Below are 21,220 nucleotides of genomic sequence, written 5' to 3'. Positions count from 1 at the left end.
TCCTTTTCCGCATTCAATCGGGTTGACCTTACGTGTCCGTCAAGTCCAGCTTGCACGCCGGACGCCCAAAAAGGAGCGCCGCAGGATGAGGACGGACATGGAATCAGCCGATGAGCGGGCGCTGAGGCGGCGCGGCCTGACCCTTGGGCTGCTGACCCTGACCTATTTCTTCTCCTATATGGACCGGCAGATCCTCGCGATCCTGATGGAGCCGATCCGCCGCGACCTCGACCTGACCGATCTGCAGCTCGGGCTGGTCGCGGGCTTTGCCTTTGCGCTGTTCTACGCAACGCTCGGCATTCCGGTCGCGCGGCTCGCCGATCGCGGCAACCGGCGCAACATCGTCGCGGTGTCGCTGGCGGTGTGGAGCCTGTTCACCGCTTTGTGCGGGCTGGCGCAGAATTATGCGCAATTGCTCGCCGCGCGGATCGGCGTCGGGATCGGCGAGGCCGGGTCCAGCCCGCCCAGCCATTCGATGATCGCCGATCTCTACCCGCCCGACCGGCGCGCCGGGGCGATGGCCATCTATGCCTCGGGCGTGGTGCTGGGCGGCGGGTTCGGCACGATCCTCGGCGGCTGGCTGGCGCACCAATATGGCTGGCGCACGGCGATCATGGCGGTCGGCCTGCCGGGGCTGGCGCTTGCAGTCATCGTCCGGCTGCTGGTGGTCGAGCCGCGGCGCGGCCTGTCGGAACCGGCGCGCATCACCTCGACCACCCAGCCGCCGCTGGGTGAGGGGTTTACGACCATCTGGGCCAATCCGGCGGCGCGCCATCTGGTGATGGGCGTCACCCTCACCTCGCTGGTCGGCTATGCGCTGACCTCGTTCGGGCTGACCTATTACATCCGCTCCTACAATCTCGACACGGCGACCGTTGGGCTGGTGCTCGGCCCGCTGGTCGCCATTGTCGGCACGATCTCCGGGGTGGGCGGCGGAATGATCGCCGACCGCTGGGCACGCAAGGCGGGCCAGCATGTGCAAAGCTGGCTGGTCGCGATCCTCAAGACCGCGGCGATGCCGTTCATGGCGCTCGTCTACCTCGCGCCCAGCTTTCCGGTCGCGGTCGCCGCCCAGGCGGTGTCGGTGCTGCTCCAGTCGAGCTATCTCGGCCCGAGCTTTGCGCTGATCCAGGGGCTGGCCCCGATCCGGCTGCGCGCGATGTGGGCGGCGATCACGCTGCTGGTCATCAACCTGATCGGGCTGGGGCTCGGCCCGGCGGTCACCGGCGCGCTCAGCGATCTTTACCGGCCATATTTCGGCACGGAATCGCTGCGCTATGCGCTGCTCACCATGGCCGCGATCACCCCCTGGCCGATCTGGCATTACTGGCGCGCCGGCCAGATCCTGAAACAGATTGAGGCCGGGGCCGACGCCGCCGGCAGGACGGGAGACTGACATGCGGTTTGAGGGCAAGGTCGCGATCGTGACCGGGGGCGCATCGGGCATCGGCCGCGCGACGGCGCTGCGGCTGGCGGCCGAGGGCGCGACCGTGGTGATGGGCGACATCGATGCAGAAGGCGGTGCGGCGCTGGCGGCCGAGGGCGGCGGGCGCATCCATTTCCGCCCGACCGACGTGACCGCCGAGGCCGACATCGTCGCGCTGGTCGCCGCGGCGCAGGAACTGGGCGGGCCGCACCTGCTGTTCAACAATGCCGGGGCCGGCGGGCTGCGCGCGCCGATCGACGAGATCGATCTTGCCGGCTGGGACCGGACGATGGCGCTGCTGCTGTCGTCGGTCGCGCTGGGCATCCGCCATGCCGCGCCGGCGATGACCGCGCTTGGCGGCGGGGCGATCGTCAACACAGCCAGCGTCGCCGCGCTGGCGGCGGGGGCTGCGCCCACCGCCTATTCGGTCGCCAAGGCAGGCGTGCGCCATCTGACCCGGATGGCGGCCGCAGACCTTGCCCGCCACCGCATCCGCGTGAACGCCGTGCTGCCGGGCTTCATCACCACCAACATCTTTGCCAGCGCGATGGAGCTGACCGGCACCGTGCGCGACACCGCAAACGCGATGATCGCCCAGGCCGCGTCGAACGCCCAGCCGATCCGCCGTGCCGGCCGCGCGGAAGACATTGCCGCCGCCGTCTGCTTCCTGCTCAGCGACGATGCGTCGTTCATCACCGGCACCGACCTGCTGGTCGATGGCGGGCTGTCGGTCGGGCCGCGGCACAGCTGGGATCCGGACACGCCGGGCCTGTTCGACGCGCTGGCGGTGATCGCGGCCAAATGAGCGGCGCCGAGGTCCCGACCCGGGCGCGGCTTGCGATCGGCATCGGGTCCATCGCCTATGGCATCAAGGACAACGGCTTTTCGGTCTTCCTGCTCGTCTTTTACAATCAGGTGCTGGGCCTGCCGGCCGATCAGGTCGGGCTGGTGCTGCTGTGCGCGCTCATCATCGACGGGCTGATCGACCCGGTGATCGGCGTGCTCAGCGACAGCACGCGCAGCCGGATCGGCCGCCGCCATCCCTGGCTCTATGGCTCGGCGCTGCCGATCGGGCTGAGCTGGCTGCTGCTGTGGAACCCCCCGGCGCTCAGCGCGGAGACGATGGTGCTGCACCTGTTCGCGGTCGCCGTGCTGGTGCGGGCAAGCGTGTCGGCCAATGAGGTACCGGCCGCAGCGCTCGTCCCCGAAATGACGCGCGACTATCATGAACGCACCGCCGTCATCCGCTACCGTTTCCTGTTCGGCTGGGGCGCGGGGCTGGCGATGCTGATGCTCGCTTATGGCGTGCTGCTCACCCCCGGGCCGGGCGGCGGCTTCACCGCGGGCGGGTTTGCGCTGTTCGGCGCGGTCGGCGCGGCGGCGATGGCGATGTCGGTGCTGGTCTCCGCGCTCGGCACCCACCGCGCCTATGCGCGGATGCCCGCCAATGCCGCCCCGCGCCACAGCCTTGGCGGCGAGCTGCGGGGGATCGCCCATGCGCTGTCGAACCGCGCCTTCCTGATCCTGATGGGCATGGGGCTGTTCGCCTTTGCCAATCAGGGGATGATGTTCGCGCTGACCAATTATCTGCTGCCCTATGTCTGGCAGTTCGGGCGCGGCGGCCTGCTTGCCTATTCGGTGTGCCTGTTCATCGGCGTGGTCGGCGCGTTCCTCACGGTGACGCCGCTGGCCCGCCGGCTGGGCAAGAAGGGCGCGGGCGGGCTGCTGGTGCTGCTGGCGGCGGCGGCGGGCACCGCGCCCTATTGGCTGCGGCTGGCCGGGCTGTTCCCGGCCCCCGGCGATCCGGCGCTGGCGCCGCTGTTCCTGCTGCTGGCGATAGCGGGCACCGGGGCGGGCGTGGCGACGATGATCCTGATTTCATCGATGGTCGCCGATCTGGTCGAGGCGGCGGAGGAACGCACCGGCCGGCGCGACGAGGGGCTGTTCTATGCCGGCTTCTTCTTCGTCCAGAAATGCACGACGGGGCTGGGCATCTTCCTTGCCGGGCAGATCGTCAGCCTGTCGGGCTTTCCGGCGCGGGCGGGAATCGGCCAGGTGCCGGATGCGGTGCTCGACCGGCTGACGCTCGGCTATGCGGGCATCACCATCGTCTTTGCGGTGGCGAGCAGCCTGTTCGCCCGCGCCTTCCCGATCGGGCGCGCCGAACATGAGGCGCGGCTCGCCAAGCTTGCCGTAGCGGCAGCGCGGCAGACCGGCCAACATGGCGGTTAACCGCCATTTTTTGGACTGGAAAGCGGCGCTGATCGCCCTTTAGAACAGACCCTGACCAAGGAGAGGGACATGGATTTCGACCTGACCGAACGCCAGCGTTACTGGCGCGACCGGGTGCGCGACTTCATCGAGGCGAACGTCCGCCCGCGCGACCCCGATTACCATGCCGAGCAGCATGAGGGCGACCGCTGGAAGGTGCTGCAGACGATCGAGGATGCAAAGCAAAAGGCCAAGGCGCAGGGCATCTGGAACCTGTTCATGCCGCCGAGCGCCGGGCGGCCGCATGTCGATGACAGCTTCGCGTTCGAAGGGCCGGGGCTGACCAATCTCGAATATGCGCTGTGCGCCGAGGAAATGGGCCGGATCGGCTGGGCGTCGGAGGTGTTCAACTGCTCAGCACCCGACACCGGCAATATGGAGGTGCTCCACCGTTACGGCACCCGCGCGCAGAAGGACCAGTGGCTGAAGCCGCTGATGGAGGGCGAGATCCGTTCGGCCTTTCTGATGACCGAGCCGGCCGTCGCCTCGTCGGATGCGACCAACATCGAGACGCGGATCGAACGCGACGGCGATCATTATGTGCTCAATGGCCGCAAATGGTGGTCGAGCGGCGCGGGCGATCCGCGCTGCAAGATCGCGATCGTCATGGGCAAGACCGATTTCAGCGCCGCCCGCCATTCGCAGCAGTCGATGCTGCTGATGCCGCTCGACGCGCCGGGGGTGACGATCCTGCGCCACCTGCCGGTGTTCGGCTATGACGATGCGCCGCACGGCCATATGGAGATCGAGCTCAAGGACGTGCGCGTGCCCGCCGAGAACATGCTGCTCGGCGAAGGGCGCGGGTTCGAGATCGCGCAGGGCCGGCTGGGGCCGGGCCGCATCCATCATTGCATGCGCACCATCGGCGCGGCGGAGGAAGCGCTGGAGAAGATGTGCCGGCGGCTGCTGTCGCGCGTCGCCTTCGGCAAGGTGATCGCCGAACACAGCGTCTGGGAACAGCGCGTCGCCGAAGCGCGCATCGACATCGAAATGACGCGGCTGTTGTGCCTGAAGGCCGCCGACATGATGGACAAGGCCGGCAACAAGGCGGCGCAGGCCGAAATCGCGATGATCAAGGTCGCGGCGCCGCGCGTCGCGCTCAAGGTGATCGACGATGCGATCCAGGCCTTTGGCGGCGCGGGCGTGTCCGAGGATCCGGGGCTGGCCAAAATGTATGCGGGCATCCGCACGCTGCGCCTCGCCGACGGGCCGGACGAGGTCCATAACCGGTCGATCGCGCGGCTGGAGTTCGGCAAATATGGCGGGCGCGAGGCGATCGACGCCGCGCGGCGGCAGTTCAGCTCGGGCGATCTCGGGGTCGCGCGGTGAAGGCCGCGATCCTGTTCGAGCCGCGCTCGGAGCTGCGCATCGAGGATGTGACGGTCTCCAAGCCCGGCCCGCACGAGGTGCTGATCCGCACCGCCGCGACCGGCGTGTGCCGGTCGGACCTGCATTTCGTCGACGGTGCCTATCCGCATGCCATGCCCTGCATTCCGGGGCATGAGGCGGCGGGGATCGTCGAACAGGTCGGCAGCGAGGTCCGCGCGCTCCGCCCCGGCGATGCGGTCATCACCTGCCTGTCGGCCTATTGCGGCGAATGCGAGTTCTGCGTGACCGGGCGGCTGTCGCTGTGCCTGGGCGCGGCGACGCGGCGCGGCAAGGGCGAGCCGCCGCGCCTGACGCTGACCGCGGACGGATCGGTGGTCAATCAGATGCTCAACCTGTCGGCCTATGCCGAACAGATGCTCGTCCATGAGCATGCCTGTGTCGCGATCAACCCCGACATGCCGCTCGACCGCGCCTGTGTGATCGGCTGTGCGGTGACGACGGGGGCGGGCGCGGTGTTCAACGCCGCCCGGCTGACGCCCGGCGAAACCGTGGCGGTGATCGGCTGTGGCGGGATCGGGCTGGCGGCGGTCAATGCCGCGCGGATCGCGGGCGCAGGCCGGATCATCGCGCTTGACCCGGTGCCCGAAAAGCGCGCGCTCGCCGAAAAGCTGGGCGCGACCGACAGCTTCGATCCGTCGGCCGACGGCACCGCCGGCACGGTGATCGAGCTGACCCGGGGCGGCGTCCATCATGCGATCGAGGCGGTCGGCCGCCCGGCCTCGGGCGACCTTGCGGTCAAGCTGCTGCGCCGGGGCGGGACGGCGACGATCCTTGGCATGATGCCGCTCGACCACAAGGTCGGGCTGTCGGCGATGGACCTGCTCGGCTCCAAGAAGCTGCAGGGCGCGCTGATGGGCGACAACCGCTTTCCGGTCGATATTCCCCGGCTGGTCGATTTCTACATGCGCGGCATGCTCGACCTTGATTCGATCATCGCCGAGCGTGTGCCGCTTGCCGACATCAACCATGCGTTCGACCGGCTGCGCCAGGGCGATGCGACGCGTTCGGTGGTCGTCTACCAATGAGCGGCGCGGACGAAACGATGGTCGGCACCATGGCGGTGCCGGAAAAGGACCGGCTGGACGAAGCGCGGCTGACCGCGTGGTGTAAGGCCAATGTCGCGGGCTTTGTCGGCCCGATCACCCTGTCGCGGTTCAAGGGCGGCCAGTCGAACCCGACCTACCGGATCGACACGCCGGGCACCGCCTATGTGCTGCGCCGCCAGCCATTCGGGCCGCTGCTGCCCTCGGCCCATGCGGTCGACCGCGAATATCGGGTGATCGCGGCGCTGCATCCGGCGGGCTTTCCGGTCGCCCGGCCTTATGGCCTGTGCACCGATCCGGACGTGATCGGATCGATGTTCTACGTGATGGGCCTCGCTGAAGGCCGCAATCTGTGGGACGGGTCGCTGCCCGGCTGCACACCCGATGAGCGGCGCGGCCTTTATCACGCGATGATCGACACGCTTGCCGATCTGCACGCGCTCAATCCCGCCGCGATCGGGCTTGGCGATTATGGCAAGCCGGGCAATTATTTCGAACGCCAGGTCGCGCGCTGGACCAAGCAGTACCGGGCGTCGGAAACCGAAACGATCCCGGAGATGGACCGGCTGATCGACTGGCTGCCGCGCACGATGCCGGTGCAGGACCGGGTGTCGATCGTGCATGGCGACTACCGGATCGACAACATGATCTTCGACGCCGCCCAGCCGCGCGTGGTGGCGGTGCTCGACTGGGAGCTGTCGACGCTTGGCGATCCGCTGGCCGATTTCTCCTATCTGCTGATGAACTGGGTGACCGAGCCGGAAGGCCGGTCGGGGATCAAGGGGCTGGACCTGCCGGCGCTCGGCATCCCGACGCTCGACGAGGCGGTGGCGCGTTACTGCGCCCGCACCGGGCGCGACGGGCTGCCGGAGCTGAACTGGTATTTCGCCTATAACCTGTTCCGCCTCACCGGCATCGTGCAGGGAATCAAGAAGCGCATCGTCGACGGCACCGCCTCCTCGCCCCAGGCAGAGGCGACGGCCGCCCGGGTGCCGGCGCTGGCCGCCGCCGCCTGGCATTTCGCCGCCGCCGCCGGCGCGGCCTGAGGCGGCGCACGCACCAACCCCGCCCAACAACGGCATCATCAGGGAGCACCGATCATCGTGGCCAGCCTGTTCGACCTGACCGGCAAGGTCGCCATCATCACCGGATCGTCGCGCGGCATCGGCAAGGCGACGGCCAGGGCGATGGCGGCGGCCGGTGCCCGCGTCGTGATTTCCAGCCGCAAGGCCGAGGCCTGCGACGCCGCCGCTGCAGAGATCAACGCCGATCATCCGGGGGCCGCGATCGCGGTGCCGGCCAACATTTCCGACAAGGACGCGCTCGCCCATCTGGTCGCCGAGACCGAGCGGCAGCTCGGCCCGGTCGACATTCTGGTGTGCAACGCCGCCTCCAACCCCTATTACGGGCCGATGGCCGGCATGGCCGACGACCAGTTCCGCAAGATCCTGGAAAACAACGTCATCGCCAATCACTGGCTGATCGGCATGGTCGCGCCGGGCATGCGGGCGCGGCGCGACGGCGCGATCATCATCATTTCCTCGATCGCCGGCCTGCGCGGCACGCCGGTGATCGGCGCCTATGGCATTTCCAAGGCCGCCGACATGGCGCTGGCGCGCAACCTGGCGCGCGAGTTCGGCGGCGACAATGTGCGCGTCAACTGCATCGCGCCGGGGCTGATCCGCACCGATTTCGCCCGCGCCTTGTGGGAGGATGCCGACACGCTGCGCCGTTCGACCGAAGGCGCGGCGCTGAAGCGCATCGGCGAGCCGGACGAGATTGCCGGCGCGGCGGTGTTCCTGGCCTCGGCCGCGGGCAGCTTCACCACCGGCCAGACGCTGGTGATCGACGGAGGGCAGACGATATGAGCAGCGCAACGGGCCGGCTGGCCGGGCGGGTGGCGATCATCACCGGTGCCGGATCGGGCATCGGCCGGGCGACGGCGCTGCGTTTCGCCGCCGAAGGTGCGCGGCTGGTGCTCGGCGACCGCAGCGATGCCGTCCATGAAACGGCGGCGCTTGCCGGGGGCGGCGCGGTCGCGCTGGAGATGGATGCGGGGCTGGAGGCTGATGTCGTCCGCCTGGTCGAAACCGCCGTCGATACGTTCGGCGCGCTCGACATCGCCTTTGCCAATGCCGGCATTTCGGGCGGGCTGACCGGCATTTTCGATCACAGCGTCGAGGACTGGCAGCAGATCCTGCAGGTCAATCTGATCGGCCCCTATCTGATCATCAAGCACGCGGCCCCGCGCATCATGAAGCAGGGGCGCGGATCGATCATCCTGACGGCAAGCGTCGCCGGACTGCGCTCGGGCGCGGGCTGCCCGGCCTATTCGGCGTCGAAGGCCGCGGTCATCAACCTTGCGCAGACGGCGGCACAGCAGCTGTCGGCCACCAATGTGCGGGTGAACGCGATCTGCCCCGGGCTGATCCAGACCGGCATGACCCAGCGCGCGTTCGACCATGCCGCCGAAAAGGGCGTGACCGACCGGATCGGCCGCCTCAACCCGCTGCGCCGCGCCGGCCAGCCCGACGAGATTGCGGCGACCGCGCTGTTCCTCGCGTCCGACGAGGCCAGCTATGTCAACGGCCAGGCGATCGTCGTCGATGGCGGGCTGTCCAGTTCGCACCCGGTCACCCGCCAGGAAACCGGCCGCACCGCGGCCTGACCCCCCGATCCAGAACAGCCTTTAAGGAGAGAGCAATGACATCCCCGATTTCCACCGAGATCCGTGACGGGATCCTGATCATCACGTCCAACAACCCGCCGGTGAACGCGCTGGGCGCGGCCGTGCGCGTCGGGCTGGATGCCGCGATCACCGAGCTTGAATCGAACGACGCCATCCAGGCGGCGGTCATCCGCTGCGAAGGCCGCACCTTCTTTGCGGGCGCCGACATCACCGAATTCGGCAAGCCGCCGGTCGAGCCGCTGCTGCCGCAGCTGATCGACCGCATCGAAGCGAGCGCCAAGCCGGTGGTCGCCGCGATCCATGGCACGGCGCTGGGCGGCGGGCTGGAAACCGCGCTGGCCTGTCACTGGCGCGTCGCGGTGCCGTCGGCCAAGCTCGGCGTCCCTGAAGTGAAGCTCGGGCTGCTGCCGGGTGCGGGCGGCACGCAGCGCCTGCCGCGCGTCGCCGGGGTCGAACTGGCCGCCGAAATGTGCGCGACCGGCAACCCGATCAGCGCGAAAAAGGCCGCCGAAGTCGGGCTGGTCGACCAGATCGCCGGCGAGGACCGGCTGCTCGACGATGCGATTGCCTTTGCGCGCACCAAGATCGGCACCGCGCCGCGCCGCAGCCGCGACCTGCCGGTCAAGGGCGATCCGGCGTTCATCGACACATTCGCGGCGCAGAATGCGAAGAAGTTCAAGGGCTTCGACGCGCCGGCCGCCAATCTCGCCTGTGTGCGCGCAGCGGTCGAAAAGCCGTTTGACGACGGCATCGCCTTTGAGCGGCAGGAGTTCATGAAGCTGATGTTCGGCAGCCAGTCGGCGGCGATGCGGCACATCTTCTTTGCCGAGCGCCAGGCCGCCAAGATCGACGGCATCGCCGAAGACATCGCGCTGCGCCCGGTCGCCAAGGTCGGCGTGATCGGGGCCGGCACGATGGGCGGCGGCATCGCGATGAACTTCCTCCAGGCCGGCATTCCGGTGACCATCGTCGAACAGGCGCAGGACGCGCTCGACCGCGGCGTCGGCGTGATCCGAAAGAACTACGACGCCTCGGCGGCCAAGGGCCGGTTCAAGCCCGAACAGGTCGAGGCGATGATGGGCCTGCTGACCCCGTCGCTGACGCTTGAAGATCTGGCCGATTGCGACCTGATCATCGAAGCCGTGTTCGAGAATATGGACGTCAAGAAGGACGTGTTCGGCAAGCTTGACCGCATTGCCAAGCCGGGTGCGATCCTCGCGTCCAACACCTCCTATCTCGACGTGAACGAGATCGCGACGGCGACGGGCCGCGCGGGCGATGTGCTGGGCCTGCATTTCTTCTCGCCGGCCAATGTCATGAAGCTGCTCGAGGTCGTGCGCGGCGCCGAGACCGCGCCCGATGTGCTCGCCACCGCGATGGCGGTCGCCAAGAAGATCGGCAAGGTCGCCGTGGTCGCCGGCGTGTGCGACGGGTTCATCGGCAACCGCATGCTCAAGCCGCGCCAGATCGAGGCGATGAAGCTGCTGATGGAAGGCGCGACGCCCGCCCAGATCGACAAGGTCCATGTCGATTTCGGCATGCCGATGGGCCCGTTCCAGATGTCGGATCTGGCCGGCGTCGATATCGGCTGGCACCGCGATCCGTCGCGGATCGAGAATGTCCGCGACGCGCTGTGCGCCAAGGGCCGCTGGGGCCAGAAGACCGGCAAGGGCTTTTACGATTACGACGAAAATCGCCGCCCGTCGCCGAGCGCCGAGGTGCAGGAGATCCTCGACGCCTTCGCCGCCCAGGCGGGGACGGCGAAGCGCGAGATCAGCGATGCCGAAATCATCGAGCGCACCATCTATCCGATGGTCAATGAAGGCGCGCTGATCCTTGAGGAAGGGATCGCCCAGCGCGCGTCCGACATCGATGTCGTGTGGATCTATGGCTATGGCTGGCCGGTCTATCGCGGCGGCCCGATGTTCTGGGCCGACCTGGAAGGCGCGGACAAGATCCTGGCCGGGCTTGAAAAGCATCTGGCCGCGTTCGGGCCGGAGTTCCGCCTGTCCACGCTGCTCAAGGACAAGGCGGCGGCCAAGGGGCGGTTCACCCGCCCGGCCTGATCGCCTGCGCGCGTCGCCCCGGTCGCCTGACCGGGGTGACGAGGCGTCACCCGCGCTTCCGCAGCGGGTGCCGCTCCGGGCATTGTCCTGCCGCATTTTCCGGGCCGCCGGGTGTTTCCACCCGGCCTGAAAATGCTCTAGGGGGGCGCGCATGACCGAGATCAGGATCACGCGCGCCCTTCTTTCCGTTTCCGACAAGACCGGCCTCGTCGAGCTGGGCCAGGCGCTCGCCGCCCAGGGGGTCGAGCTGGTGTCGACCGGCGGCACCGCCCGCGCGCTGCGCGATGCCGGGCTTGCCGTGCGCGACGTGTCGGACCTGACCGGCTTTCCCGAAATGATGGACGGGCGGGTGAAGACGCTGCACCCGGTGGTCCATGGCGGCCTGCTCGGCGTGCGCGACAATCCCGAACATCAGGCCGCGATGGCCGAACACGGCATCGGCGCGATCGATCTGGTGGTCGTCAACCTCTATCCGTTCGAAGCGACGGTCGCGCGCGGCGCGGCGCGTGACGAGATCATCGAGAATATCGACATTGGCGGCCCGTCGATGGTGCGGTCGGCGGCCAAGAACCATGCCCATGTCGCGATCGTCACCGACCCGGCCGATTATGCGCTGGTCAGCACGGGCACGACCAGCCTGGCCGACCGCCGCCGGCTGGCGGCCAAGGCCTATGCGCTGACCGCGCGTTACGACGCCGCGATCGCCGGCTGGTTCGCCCATGCCGATCAGGGCGAGGCACTGCCCGAGACGCTGCCGGTCGCGCTCACCCGCGGGGCGGTGCTGCGCTATGGCGAAAACCCGCATCAGGCAGCCGCGCTCTATCTGCCCGGCGGCGCGGCCGCGCGCGGCATCGCCCAGGCCGAACAGGTGCAGGGCAAGGACCTGAGCTACAACAATTACAACGACGCCGATGCGGCGCTGGAGCTGGTCGCGGAGTTTCGCGACGGCCCGCCGACCGTCGTCATCGTCAAGCACGCCAATCCCTGCGGCGTGGCGAGCGCCGACACGCTGATCGACGCCTATCGCGCGGCATTGGCCTGTGACAGCGTCTCGGCCTTTGGCGGGATCATCGCAGTCAACCGCCCGCTCGACGGCGACACCGCGCGCGCGATCACCGAGATCTTCACCGAAGTCGTCGCCGCCCCCGACGCCGATGCCGAGGCGCGCGCGGTGTTCGCGCAGAAGAAGAATCTGCGCCTGCTGCTGACCGGCGAGCTGCCCGATCCGGCGCGGCCGGGGCTGATGCTCAAGAGCATCGCCGGCGGCATGCTGGTCCAGACCCGCGACGCCGGGCGCATCGACGAGACCGCGCTCAAGGTCGTGACCAGGCGCGCGCCGACCGCGCAGGAACTGGCCGATTGCCGCTTTGCCTGGACGGTCGCCAAGCACGTCAAGTCGAACGCCATCGTCTATGCCAAGGACGGCTGCACCGCGGGCATCGGCGCGGGGCAGATGAACCGGCTGGAATCGGCGCGCATCGCCGCGTGGAAGGCGAAGGACGCCGCCGACAAGGCCGGCTGGGCGCAGCCGCGCACCACCGGCTCGGCAGTGGCATCGGATGCCTTTTTCCCCTTTGCCGACGGGCTGATGGCCGCGGTCGAGGCGGGGGCGACGGCGGTGATCCAGCCCGGCGGCTCGATCCGCGACGACGAGGTGATCGCCGCCGCCGACGCGGCCGGGCTGGCGATGATCTTCACCGGGATGCGGCATTTCCGTCACTGACGGGGGGTGTTTTGTGCGCGCCTTGCGGCGCAGGGGCGGGGTTGTTTGTGCCGCGCCTCACGGCACGGGGGCGGCACCGGGGTTTTGTTTGCGGTGCGGCTCACGCCGCACGGGCGGCCCCGGCCCGCTCCCCCACCCGGCCTCCCATAGCGTATCCTGCCGTTGGGAGGCCGGGTGGGGGAGCGGGCCGGGGCCGTTCTTCCCGGTCAACCGCGCTCGAACATCCCGTTCAGCCCTTGGGCAGTCGCCGGGCAAACAGCAGCCGGTCGGCCTCGGTGAAGCCCTTGCGCCAGATCAGCCAGCCATAGCTGACCAAGATGGCGGGCACGCCGACCGCCAGTTCCAGCCATTCGGGCACCTGGGTGGCGACAAAGCCGATCACCGCCGCCGCCGCCACCGCCCAGACCAGCGCCCAGCGCCAGGGCGACACCGGAGCCGCGAGCAGCCGGGCGAGCAGCCGGGCTTTGAGCACCGCGCCGAGCCCGAGTGCGAGCGGCAGCGCCAGCGCCGGGCCGAGCGCCTGCAACGGCGCGGGCAGGCCGGCGGCGCGCGCGCCAAGGATGAAGGCAAAGCTCAGGCCCAGCTGCACGGCGATGGTCGCGACCGAAATCAGCATGTTGCGATGCCGCGCGACATAGACGAGCGCGGATTCGGCCACCACGCCGGTCGCGGCCACCACTTCGGCGATCATCAGGAACACCAGCGCACCGGTGCCGGCGACGAATTGCGGCCCGGCCAGGCCCATCACCGCCTCGCCGGGGATGGTGAGCGCGAGCGCGATTCCCGCCTGCGCGGCGATGATCCAGAAGCCGACCTGACGCACCTGCTGCGCCACCGCCGCGCGGTCGCCCTTTTGCAGATTCTGGGTGATGACCGGTCCCAGGATCGGGTCGAAACTGGTCTTGAGCTTTTGCGGCAGGGTGACGATCTGCTGCGCCACCCAATAGATGCCGACCACCCCCGGCGCAAAGAACAGCCCGAGGATCGCCCGGTCGACATTGCGCGTCGCCCATTCAATGGCATCGGCGGCCGCAAGCGGCGCGTTGCGGCGCGCGAGGCGGAACAGCTCGGCCGGGCGCGGCGACCAGCCGCGCGGCTGGCCATAGCTTTTGAGCATCGGCCACAGCGAGGCGAGCAGCGCGGCGAGCAGCGACAGCACATAGGCGATGATCAGCCCGTCGCGCGTCGAATAGAAATGCAGCGCAAAGGCGGCGATGCTGATCGTCCAGGGCTCGACGATCGCCCGTGCGCGCACCGTCGCGGCGACGTTCAGCTGATAGGCACAGGCAGCGAGCGCGACGTCTGACCAGGCGAGCGCGAAGATGGTGAGCGGCAGCAGCCCGTCCAGCCCGTTGAGCCGGCTGTTGGGAAACATCAGCTCGGGAAAGGCGATCAGCGCCCCCGCCGCCAGCGCCGATGCGCAGCCGGCGACCAGCATCCCGTCCCACACGACATGGGCATGCGGCCGGTCGGTCGCGGCAAGCTGCTGGGCAAGGCCGCGCTTCAGCCCCAGCGTCGCCAGCTGGGCGGCGAACTCGATCACCAGGATCGCATAGGCGAACCGCCCGAGTGCCTCGGGGCCGTAGAGCCGCCCGGCGATGAACAGGAACGGGATGCGCGCCAACAGGCGCAGCACGAAACCGAGCACATTGGTGCGCCCGCCCTTGGCAAGACTGGCCAGATCGCGGTCGGCGGCCGGGGCGGCGCTGTTTTTCATCCCCTCCCCTTATGCGGGCCGCCCGGCTTTTTCCACCGGCACGCAGGATCCGCGCGTGACCGCCAGGGCCGGTCTGCCACCAATCCGCGATCAGCGATGGTATTTCGCGTAGCTCAGATCGAAGCGATCGGCGTTCATCACCTTGATCCAGGCGGCGATGAAGTCGTGGACGAACTTCTCCTCATTGCCCGCCTCGGCATAGACCTCGGCCTGGGCGCGGAGCATCGAGTTTGCGCCGAACACCAGGTCGGTGCGCGTGGCCCGCCATTTTTCCGTGCCGGTCGCGCGGTCACGGCCGATATATTCCTCGTCCCTGCTGTCATCGACCGGCTGCCACACCGTGCCCATGTCGAGCAGATTGCGGAAAAAGTCCGGCGTCAGCACGCCGGCGCGGTCGGTTAGCACGCCGATCGCATTGCCGTGATGCGCATGGCGGCTGACCGCACCCAAAGCGCGCATCCCGCCCACCAGCACCGTCATTTCCGGGATCGACAGGCCAAGCAGATGCGCCCGGTCGATCAGCATCTCCTCGGTGCGGACCTGCGCCTTCGTCTTCAGATAATTGCGGAACCCGTCGGCAAAGGGCTCGAGCGGTTCAAAGCTCGCCGCGTCGGTCTCGGCCTGGGTCGCATCACCGCGCCCGCCCAGGAACGGCACGGTCACGTCATGCCCGGCATCGCGCGCCGCCTGTTCGACCGCGGCCGAACCGGCGAGCACGATCGCATCGGCCATGCTGAGTTCGCCGCGCTCGGCTGCGATGGCCTCAAGCACCGCGGCCAGTTCGTCCGGATCGTTGACCGCCCAGCCGCGCTGCGGTTCCAGACGTACCCGCGCGCCATTGGCGCCGCCGCGATGATCCGAGTTGCGATAGGTCGACGCCGACGCCCAGGCCGCCTTGACGAGCGCACTGACCGGCAGTCCGGATCCCAGGATCGCGGTCTTGAAGCGCGCCACTTCGGCGTCCGACGGCATCGTGCCCGCCGGCACCGGATCCTGCCAGATCAGCGTTTCGGCCGGCACGTCGGGCCCGAGATAGCGGATCTTCGGCCCCATATCGCGGTGGCACAGCTTGAACCATGCCCGCGCGAACGCATCGTCGAGCGCCGCCTGATCGTCCCGGAACCGCTCGGAGATCCGGCGATAGTCGGGGTCGAGCTTCAGCACCATGTCGGCGGTCGTCATCATCGTCGGCACACGCTTGCCCGGATCGCGCGCATCGGGGGCCAGGTCTTCCGGGTCGGGATTGATCGGCGTCCATTGCCACGCCCCCGCCGGCGACTGCACCAGCGCATAATCATATTTGAACAGCAGGCGGAAATAATCGCCGCCCCAGCGAATGGGGTTGTTCGACCAGCTGCCTTCGATGCCCGAGGTGGTGATGTGCCCTGCGGCAATCTCCTGCGCGTCGACCAGCCAGCCAAAGCCCATGCGGTGCAGATCTTCGCTCTCGGGTGCGCCGGCAAAGCTTTCGGCGGGCTTTGCGCCATGGGCCTTGCCAAAGGCATGGCCGCCGGCGGTGAGCGCCACGGTTTCCTCGTCATTCATCGCCATGCGCGCAAAGGTCTCGCGCATGTCGCGCGCCATGCCTTCGGGATCGTGCGGATTGCCCTGCGGCCCCTCCGGATTGACGTAGATGAGGCCCATCTGGATCGCCGCCAGCGGATTTTCGAGCGCGCGGCCCTCGGCAGGCTGGATGCGGGTGGCGACGCCCTCATTCACCCATTGGTCCTCGCTGCCCCAATAGACGCTTTCGGGCTCGAACACGTCCGCGCGGCCGCCGCCAAAGCCGAACACCGGCCCGCCCATGCTCTCGATCGCGACATTGCCGGCCAGGATGAACAGGTCCGCCCAACTGATGTGCCGGCCATATTTCTGCTTGATCGGCCACAACAGCCGGCGGGCCTTGTCGAGATTGCCATTGTCCGGCCAGGAGTTGAGCGGCGCGAAACGCTGCTGCCCCGAATTCGCGCCGCCGCGGCCGTCGCCGGTGCGGTAGGTACCGGCCGCGTGCCAGGCCATGCGGATGAAAAACGGCCCGTAATGGCCGTAATCGGCCGGCCACCACGGCTGGCTGTCGGTCATCAGTGCGACCAGATCGGCCTTGAGCGCGCGATGATCGAGCCGGGTGAAGGCCTCGGCATAATCAAACCCCTCGCCATAGGGGTTGGCGCTCCGGCCCCGCTCGGTCAGGATTTCAAGCTGCAGCGCCTGCGGCCACCAGTCGCGGTTGGTGCGGCCAAGCAGGCTGCGCATCTGGCCACTGCCATGAACCGGACAGCCGCCGCCAATCTCTCCCGTCTTCGCGTCCATGCCGCATCTCCCTCCAAACAGGCAGGCATGGCGAGGTCCGCCAGCGCGGTGCCGAACAGACAATAGCCGATTGCCCGCGCCGTCACCAGCAATGACCCATGGCGTCACCAGAAGATGATCGGGAAACGGCAGGCATTCACGGCACCGGTGCCGGGGCCAGACGCGCTTGTGCGGGACATCACCTACTGACCGGGCGGTATCGGCGCGCAATATCTGCCCGGCCGTCCGGATACAGCCGGCAACCCGGCCCCGGAGAGGATCATGCCCGACCCCAAAGGATACACCATGATGGCGACCGATCTTGTCCCACGCCCGTCATCGCCCGTTCGCGCAGGGCCGATCTGGTGACCGCCCATGCGACCAAAGCGGCGCACACCATGAAAGCCGCCTCCGCGCTGGCCTTTGCGGCGATGATCATCCTGCCCCAGCACGCCGCGGCCGCCGACCGGTCGTTCGGGACGTGGAAAAACCCGCAGAACAGCGTCCATGTGCGCGCGCAGCCCTGCGGCCCGCACATGTGCGGAATCGTGGTCTGGGCAAGCGCCAAGGCAAAGGCGGATGCCCGCAAGGGCGGTACGGATCCGCTGATCGGATCACGCCTGTTCCGGGATTTCGAGCAGGAAAAGCCGGGCATCTGGCGCGGCACGGTGTTCGTGCCCGATATCGGCAGAAGCTTTTCGGGCACGATCAGCGTGATCGACGACAACACCCTGATCGGCAAAGGCTGCCTGGTCGGGCGCGTCGGCTGCCGGTCGCAGCAATGGACACGCTTGCGCGACTGAGGGCGTGTGCGCGGGCGGAAACGCTGGCACCGCCCCGGCGCATCAGGCGATGTCGGGCGCTGGCATCAGCGGCACCGGCAGCACCTCAAAGGCCGGCCGGGCAAAGAAATAGCCCTGGAACAGATCGATCCCCAGATCGGCAAGGCAGCGATACTCGGCCGCGGTCTCGATCCCTTCCGCGATCACGCGCACGCCAAGGCGCTGGCAGACAAGGACGATGCCGCTGACGATCGCCCGGCGTGTCCGGTCATGATCGATGCCGCGGATCAGCCCCATGTCGATCTTGATGAAATCGGGCTGAAAGTCTGCAAGCAGGTTCAGTCCCGCATAGCCCGCACCGAAATCGTCGATCGCGGTCCTGAAGCCCATTTCGCGATAGGCGCGCAGGATCATGCGGATGCGTTCGGGCTCGCGGATCTGCTGATCCTCGGTGAACTCGAAAATGATGTTTTCGGTCGGAAACCGTTCGCGCCGCGCCGTTTCCAGCGTCGTGCGGATGCACAGTTCGGGCCGGTAGATCGCATTGGGCATGAAGTTGATCGACACGAACGCGCCCTGATCGGCGACCCCCAGCCGCGCCGCCAGCTCGATCGCCCGCACGCGGCAACGCTGGTCAAAGGCATAGCGATTGGTCTCGTCGACCACCGCCAGTATCTCGCCCGCACCGGTGCCGACGGGGCCGCGCACCAGCGCCTCATAGGCAAAGACCCGGGCGCCGGCCGGCTCGATGATCGGCTGGAACGCCATGCTGAAATCGACCGGAAAGGACTGGCCGTCGCGGCAGCCGGCGCACCCGGCCGCGCGCGCCGGGGCGGCCGCCCCGCCGCCCTGGCCATCGGGGCCGAGCGCAAATGTGCCTCTGGCGTCCATATGCATCTCCATCCGCGCCCGGGCAGCCAGACGCGCCCTCCGGCTGCCTGCCGCGCTGATGGCTTACGGACGGTAAACGATACGCTCCGGCATCCCCCGTCCGGCAGACGCGCTAATGCGCAGCGCCCCAGCTCGGCCCATGCCCGATCTCGACCGCGAGCGGAACGCTGAGCGGCACCGCCGGTTCGGCGGCGCTTTCCATCACCCGGCGGATGACCGCCGATGCTGCCTCCACATCGCTTTCGGGCACCTCGAACACCAGCTCGTCATGCACCTGCAGCAGCATGCGCACGCCGCTCAGGCCGGCGGCGTCGAGCGCCGGCTGCATCCGCACCATCGCGCGCTTGATGATGTCGGCGCTCGTGCCCTGGATGGGCGCGTTGATCGCCGCGCGCTCCGATCCCTGGCGCTCGGCCTGGTTCTTCGACGACAGGCGCGGGAAATGCGTCTTCCGCCCGAACAGCGTCGTCGTATAGCCGCAGGCGCGCGCGCTGGTCAGCGTGTCGGCGATATAGCGGCTGATGCCGGGAAAACGATCGAAATAACGGTCGATCATCGCCTGCGCCTCGTCGGGCGTCACCCCCAGCCGCCCGGCCAGCCCCCAGCGCGAAATGCCGTAGAGGATGGCAAAGTTGATCGTCTTGGCCCGGCCGCGCGTGTCGCGGTCGACATGACCGAACAGCTCGGTCGCGGTCAGCGCATGAATGTCCTGCCCCTCGGCAAAGGCGGCCTTGAGCGCCGGCACATCGGCCATGTGCGCGGCCAACCGCAGCTCGATCTGGCTGTAATCGGCGGCCAGCAGCACATGACCCGGCTCGGCCACGAACGCCTCGCGGATCTGGCGGCCGACCTCGGTGCGGATCGGGATGTTCTGCAGATTGGGCTCGGTCGAGGACAGCCGCCCGGTCTGCGCCCCGGTCAGCGAATAGGAGGTGTGGACGCGCCCGTCCTCGGGGCTGATCGAGTCCTGCAGCGCATCGGTATAGGTCGATTTGAGCTTGGACAGCTGCCGCCAGTCGAGCACCCGGCGGGCGATTTCGACCCCGTCACCGGCCAGCCGCTCCAGCTCGGTCACATCGGTCGAATAGATGCCGGTCTTGCCGCGCCGCCCGCCCTTCAGGCCCATTTTTTCAAACAGGATCTCGCCCAGCTGCTTGGGGCTGCCGATCGCAAAGCTCTGCCCGGCCAGCGCGAACACATCCGCCTCGATCCCCGCGATCGACTGGGCGAAATCGCGCGACAGCGCGGCAAGGCGCGCACGATCGACCTTGATCCCCGCCCGCTCCATCGCCGCAATCACCGGCACCAACGGCCGGTCGACCATCTGATAGACGCGCGTCGCCGCCTCCGCCGCCAGCCGCGGGCTGAAGCGCCGCCACAGCCTGAGCGTGACATCGGCATCCTCGGCGGCATAGCGGGTCGCCGTCGCCAGATCGACCTGATGGAAGCCGAGCGCCTTTTTGCCGCTGCCGGTCACGTCCTTGAAGCTGATGCAGCGGTGCTGGAGATGCGTCTCGGCCAGCTCGTCCATGCCATGCCCGCCAAGCCCGGCATCGAGATCGAAGCTCATCAGGATGGTGTCGTCAAACGGCCGCACCGCGATCCCGTGGCGGGCGAGCACGACCATGTCGAACTTGAGATTGTGGCCGATCTTCATAACGCTGTCGTCGGCAAGCAGCGGCCGCAGCCGGTCGAGCGCATCGGCAAGCGGGATCTGGGCGGGAAAATCCGCGCCCAGCAGATCGCCGCCGCCATGGCCAAGGGGAATATAGCAGGCGCGGTTGGGGGCGAGCGCAAGGCTGACCCCGACCAGCCGGGCGTGAAACGCATCGCGGCTGTCGGTTTCGGTGTCGATGGCGACATGCCCCTGCGCGCGCGCCTCCGCGATCCAGCGGTCGAGCGCGGCGGGATCGAGCACGGTTTCATAGGCGCCGTGATCGCAGGGCGGATCATCGGGCAGCGCCGGGCTGACCCCGGACGGGGTGACCGCGTCGGTGACGCTTTCCAGCCGCGCCAGCAGCGAGCGAAAACCGTGATGCTCCAGAAACGCACGCAGCGGCCCCTCGGGAATGCCCTTGAGCGCCAGCGCGTCGAGCGGCTGGGCGAGCGCGGCATCGTCCTTCAGCCGCACCAGCTCGCGCGACAGGCGCGCGGCATCGGCATGTTCGATCAGATTGTCGCGCAGCCGCCCAGGCTTCATCCCCGGCGCGGCGGCGAGCACCGCCTCGACATCGCCATGCTCCTGGATCAGCTTGGCGGCGGTCTTGGGGCCGATGCCGGGGACGCCGGGGACATTGTCGACACTGTCGCCCATCAGCGCCAGCACCTCGCCCAGCTGGTGCGGGGGCACGCCGAATTTCTCCACCACATCGGCATCGCCCAGCCGGCGGTTGTTCATCGTGTCGAGCAGGTCGAGACCCGGCTGGATCAGCTGCATCAGATCCTTGTCGGACGACACGATGGTGACCGACCAGCCCTGAGCCAGCGCGGCGCGGGCATAGCTGGCGATCAGATCATCGGCCTCCAGCCCGGTTTCCTCGATACAGGGCAGCGAGAAAGCGCGCGTCGCCTCGCGGATCATCGGAAACTGCGGCACCAGATCCTCTGGCGGCGGCGGCCGGTTGGCCTTGTAGGCATCATACATGCCGTGGCGGAACGATTCGCCGCTCGCGTCGAGGATCACCGCCATGTGCGTCGGGCCGTCGGCCTTGTGGAGCGCGTCGGCGAGCTTCCACAGCATCGTGGTATAGCCATAGACGGCGCCCACCGGCTCGCCATGACGGTTGGTGAGCGGCGGCAGCCGGTGATAGGCGCGGAAGATGTAGCCGGAGCCGTCGACCAGATAGAGATGGGGCATGAAAAGGGGATAGCGCCGGCCGCCGATCCGCGCCAGCATGCGCGGAGCATCCCCGGCAGATGGGCGGGACGGCACGG

Annotated in this window: 15 protein-coding genes; 11 read left to right on the top strand and 4 right to left on the bottom strand. The window is 68.4% G+C overall.

Features of this window, described 5'->3' with window-relative positions; all coding sequences use genetic code 11:
- Nucleotides 1-85: 85 nt before the first annotated feature.
- From GVO57_RS04295 to purH, 10 genes are all read left to right on the top strand, one after another.
- Nucleotides 86-1,396, top strand: a complete 1,311-nt coding sequence (locus GVO57_RS04295; protein WP_160592127.1) for a spinster family MFS transporter — start codon at nucleotides 86-88, stop codon at nucleotides 1,394-1,396.
- 1 nt (nucleotide 1,397) lies between these two features.
- On the top strand, nucleotides 1,398-2,231 hold the full coding sequence (locus GVO57_RS04290; protein ID WP_160592126.1) for an SDR family NAD(P)-dependent oxidoreductase: 834 nt from the start codon (nucleotides 1,398-1,400) through the stop codon (nucleotides 2,229-2,231).
- Nucleotides 2,228-3,658, top strand: coding sequence for an MFS transporter (locus GVO57_RS04285; protein ID WP_160592125.1), 1,431 nt, complete (start codon nucleotides 2,228-2,230; stop codon nucleotides 3,656-3,658). Before GVO57_RS04290 ends, GVO57_RS04285 begins: the two co-directional genes overlap by 4 nt.
- Nucleotides 3,659-3,727: 69 nt before the next feature.
- Complete coding sequence (locus tag GVO57_RS04280; protein ID WP_160592124.1) at nucleotides 3,728-5,026, top strand: acyl-CoA dehydrogenase family protein; 1,299 nt, start codon at nucleotides 3,728-3,730, stop codon at nucleotides 5,024-5,026.
- Nucleotides 5,023-6,111 carry a Zn-dependent alcohol dehydrogenase gene (locus GVO57_RS04275; RefSeq protein WP_160592123.1) on the top strand — a complete coding sequence of 363 codons (1,089 nt, stop codon included), beginning with the start codon at nucleotides 5,023-5,025 and terminating at the stop codon, nucleotides 6,109-6,111. Before GVO57_RS04280 ends, GVO57_RS04275 begins: the two co-directional genes overlap by 4 nt.
- On the top strand, nucleotides 6,108-7,175 hold the full coding sequence (locus GVO57_RS04270; RefSeq protein ID WP_201752688.1) for a phosphotransferase family protein: 1,068 nt from the start codon (nucleotides 6,108-6,110) through the stop codon (nucleotides 7,173-7,175). The genes GVO57_RS04275 and GVO57_RS04270 overlap by 4 nt, the downstream gene beginning before the upstream one ends.
- A gap of 54 nt (nucleotides 7,176-7,229) precedes the next feature.
- On the top strand, nucleotides 7,230-7,997 hold the full coding sequence (locus GVO57_RS04265) for a glucose 1-dehydrogenase (protein WP_407695722.1): 768 nt from the start codon (nucleotides 7,230-7,232) through the stop codon (nucleotides 7,995-7,997).
- Nucleotides 7,994-8,797, top strand: coding sequence for an SDR family NAD(P)-dependent oxidoreductase (locus GVO57_RS04260; RefSeq protein WP_160592121.1), 804 nt, complete (start codon nucleotides 7,994-7,996; stop codon nucleotides 8,795-8,797). The genes GVO57_RS04265 and GVO57_RS04260 overlap by 4 nt, the downstream gene beginning before the upstream one ends.
- A 35-nt stretch (nucleotides 8,798-8,832) precedes the next feature.
- Complete coding sequence (locus tag GVO57_RS04255; RefSeq protein ID WP_160592120.1) at nucleotides 8,833-10,884, top strand: 3-hydroxyacyl-CoA dehydrogenase NAD-binding domain-containing protein; 2,052 nt, start codon at nucleotides 8,833-8,835, stop codon at nucleotides 10,882-10,884.
- A 151-nt stretch (nucleotides 10,885-11,035) separates the two neighbouring features.
- Nucleotides 11,036-12,607 carry a bifunctional phosphoribosylaminoimidazolecarboxamide formyltransferase/IMP cyclohydrolase gene (gene purH, locus GVO57_RS04250; protein ID WP_160592119.1) on the top strand — a complete coding sequence of 524 codons (1,572 nt, stop codon included), beginning with the start codon at nucleotides 11,036-11,038 and terminating at the stop codon, nucleotides 12,605-12,607.
- Nucleotides 12,608-12,836: 229 nt separating this feature from the next.
- On the opposite strand, the gene GVO57_RS04245 is transcribed toward purH, so the two are convergent.
- Together GVO57_RS04245 and katG are read right to left on the bottom strand one after the other, a co-directional pair.
- Nucleotides 12,837-14,324 carry a lipopolysaccharide biosynthesis protein gene (locus GVO57_RS04245; RefSeq protein WP_160592118.1) on the bottom strand — a complete coding sequence of 496 codons (1,488 nt, stop codon included), beginning with the start codon at nucleotides 14,322-14,324 and terminating at the stop codon, nucleotides 12,837-12,839.
- A gap of 90 nt (nucleotides 14,325-14,414) precedes the next feature.
- Nucleotides 14,415-16,634, bottom strand: a complete 2,220-nt coding sequence (katG, locus tag GVO57_RS04240; protein ID WP_160592117.1) for a catalase/peroxidase HPI — start codon at nucleotides 16,632-16,634, stop codon at nucleotides 14,415-14,417.
- Between the two features lie 377 nt (nucleotides 16,635-17,011).
- On the opposite strand from katG, the gene GVO57_RS04235 reads away from it, so the two are divergent.
- A complete protein-coding gene (locus GVO57_RS04235; protein WP_160592116.1) occupies nucleotides 17,012-17,416 on the top strand; it encodes a DUF2147 domain-containing protein in 405 nt (134 codons plus the stop codon).
- Between the two features lie 42 nt (nucleotides 17,417-17,458).
- On the opposite strand, the gene GVO57_RS04230 is transcribed toward GVO57_RS04235, so the two are convergent.
- Nucleotides 17,459-18,286, bottom strand: coding sequence for an EAL domain-containing protein (locus GVO57_RS04230; protein WP_160592115.1), 828 nt, complete (start codon nucleotides 18,284-18,286; stop codon nucleotides 17,459-17,461).
- A 112-nt stretch (nucleotides 18,287-18,398) separates the two neighbouring features.
- Nucleotides 18,399-21,143, bottom strand: a complete 2,745-nt coding sequence (polA, locus tag GVO57_RS04225) for a DNA polymerase I (protein ID WP_160593815.1) — start codon at nucleotides 21,141-21,143, stop codon at nucleotides 18,399-18,401.
- Between the last annotated feature and the right edge of the window lie 77 nt (nucleotides 21,144-21,220).

The organism is Sphingomonas changnyeongensis (genome assembly GCF_009913435.1).
GTDB lineage: Bacteria > Pseudomonadota > Alphaproteobacteria > Sphingomonadales > Sphingomonadaceae > Sphingomonas_B > Sphingomonas_B changnyeongensis.
The sequence above is the reverse complement of the archived record's forward strand: the minus strand, read 5'-3'. Positions and strand labels throughout refer to the sequence as shown.